This window comes from Streptomyces sp. NPDC041796, assembly GCF_055590785.1.
Genome location: NZ_JBVJAH010000093.1, coordinates 1 through 2,117 on the forward strand (window position 1 = coordinate 1; position 2,117 = coordinate 2,117).

Consider the following 2,117-nt stretch of genomic DNA (forward strand, 5'->3'; position numbering starts at 1 on the left):
GTCTCATCAGGCGTGTCCTGTGTTCCGCCGCCCTGAGGCCGCACCCTCGACGGAGGGATCAGCGGCTTCGCGATCTCCCACAACCCATCCGGAACAATCCAACTCCACGTGCCCCGCCCCATACCGAGGTCAACGACGCCTCACCACGTAGGACACGGTCTAAGTCCGTTTCTGGTAGCGGCCTCGTCCGGGCTGGGTGAGGAAGCCTTGGCGGGTGAGACGTCCGAGACGGCTGCGGGTGATGTTGACGGATGCCTCGTCGGTGGGCATGCCGAGGAGTTCGTGTAGTTCACGGGCTCGGAACTCCTGGTCGGGGTGCTGGTTGAAGGTGTTCACGATGGCCTGGTAGGCGGTGTTCGTCTCGGGCGGTTCGGGTACGCCGACGCCAGCCGGTGTGAGTTCGGCAATGACCTTCCGGGTGGTGGCCAGGTCCGCGAGTCGCGCTTCGGTCTCGGCCAGCGTTGCGGTCAAGTGCTCGATCTCGTCGCGTAGTTCGCCGACCCGGGCCGTGGTCTCGTCGTGCTGGGTCTGGAGGTCGGCCAGGAGCTCGATGATGTTCATGCGGCCAGTCCGAGGGTGTCGCGCCAGGCCAGGGTGGGTGTGGTGAGTCGGCGGGTCATGTTCGCGATGGAGGCCCAGTAGACGCGCGAGGTGGAGGTGTCGGGGCGGTGGTCGTACTCGCGGGCCAGGCGGCGGTGCAGCATCAACGTGCCGTTGACCTGCTCGACAATCCATCGCTTCGGCTGCGGGACGAAGCCTTTGCCCTGGTCTTCGGGGTTGCGGCGGACGACCTCGACGTCGATTTCCAGCAGGGCCCCGTGGATGATGACCTGGTCTTTGAAGCCCTGGTCCACCAGGGCCTTCTCCAGGCGGTTGCCGCACCGCTCGGCGGCCTGGTCGAGCAGGGCGGTGCCGGCGGTATTGTCGTGGGCGGATGCGGCCAGCACGACGACGCCGATGACCAGCCCCAAGACGTCCACAGCCAGTCCCCGTTTGCGGCCCGACACCTTCTTGTTGGCGTCCAGTCCCGTCGTGCTCTTCGGAACACCGGCGGCCGCGCGGACGGACTGGGTGTCGATGATCACGAGGGACGGGTCCTCTAATCGGCGGGCTCTCTCGCGCACCTGGCAGCGCAGGAGTTCCTGGATCCGCTGGTCGAGACCGTCCTTGCGCCACAGCCCGAAGTAGTAGAACACCGCTGACCAGGCCGGGAGGTCGTGGGGCAGATAGCGCCACTGGCAGCCCGTCCGGTTCTGGTAGAAGATCGCGTTCACGACCTCCCTCAGGTCACAGGCCCCGGGGTTTCCGGTCGCCGACCGCGCCACCCGGTCCTGCTTCCAGGCAGTGATCATCGGCTCGATCAACAGCCACTGCTCGTCCGATAAGTCGCTGGGGTATGGCTCTCGCTCCATACCCTGCATCTCCGCATGGACATGCCCAGCATGTGGTTGGCGTGACGATCAGTACCACGATCGAGCGATCACGGACCCATGAAGATCGGACTTAACGCCCACTGAGAGTCCGTGGTGGGCACTCTGCTGCTTGGTCTGTATGGGCGGCAGAGGGTGTTTGATCATGGTTTTGGACCCGCACCGGTGGTTGGATCTTCGTCGGTTTCGCGGGCTGTTTGAGTCTGGTGCGATCAGCCTGTCGGAGATCACGAAGGAGACTGGGCTGAACCGTCGGACAGTCCGCAAATACCTGTCGGCATCGCCGGCGCGGTCCGCGGCAAACGCGTGATCACCACGCTCCCGGGCGGAAGGCCGACCGGGCCCCGGACCTTGTGGACCGGGACTTCGTCGCCGTCGCCCCGAACCGCTGCTGGGTCGCGGACTTCACCCACGTGAAGACCTGGGCCGGCATCGTCTATGTGGCGTTCGTCGTGGACACCTTCTCCCGCCGGATCGTCGGCTGGTCCGCGGCCACCGTGAAGGAGACGGTCTTCGTGCTGGACGCCCTGGAGATGGCGATCTGGCAGCGCGACCGCGACCAGCACCCCGTCCAGCCAGGCGAGTTGATCCACCACTCGGACGCGGGGTCGCAAGGCGGATTCAACTGGTCGTCGCAACACCTTGATCACAGAGGGATGCGATGGGACGAGATCAGAAGCAGAAGGT

At 65.5% G+C, this 2,117-nt stretch carries 2 protein-coding genes and 2 pseudogenes; 1 reads left to right on the forward strand and 3 read right to left on the reverse strand.

What is annotated here, in order from left to right:
• From ACZ6C1_RS38970 to ACZ6C1_RS38980, 3 genes and pseudogenes are all read right to left on the reverse strand, one after another.
• Window positions 1-122: pseudogene (locus ACZ6C1_RS38970) on the reverse strand (IS5/IS1182 family transposase); the annotation flags it as partial.
• A gap of 37 nt (window positions 123-159) precedes the next feature.
• On the reverse strand, window positions 160-561 hold the full coding sequence (locus ACZ6C1_RS38975; protein WP_469247767.1) for a hypothetical protein: 402 nt from the start codon (window positions 559-561) through the stop codon (window positions 160-162).
• Window positions 558-1,412, reverse strand: a complete 855-nt coding sequence (locus tag ACZ6C1_RS38980) for an IS5 family transposase (protein ID WP_469247769.1) — start codon at window positions 1,410-1,412, stop codon at window positions 558-560. The genes ACZ6C1_RS38975 and ACZ6C1_RS38980 overlap by 4 nt, the downstream gene beginning before the upstream one ends.
• 347 nt (window positions 1,413-1,759) lie before the next feature.
• On the opposite strand from ACZ6C1_RS38980, the pseudogene ACZ6C1_RS38985 reads away from it, so the two are divergent.
• Window positions 1,760-2,117 (forward strand): annotated as a pseudogene (locus tag ACZ6C1_RS38985) (DDE-type integrase/transposase/recombinase); the annotation flags it as partial.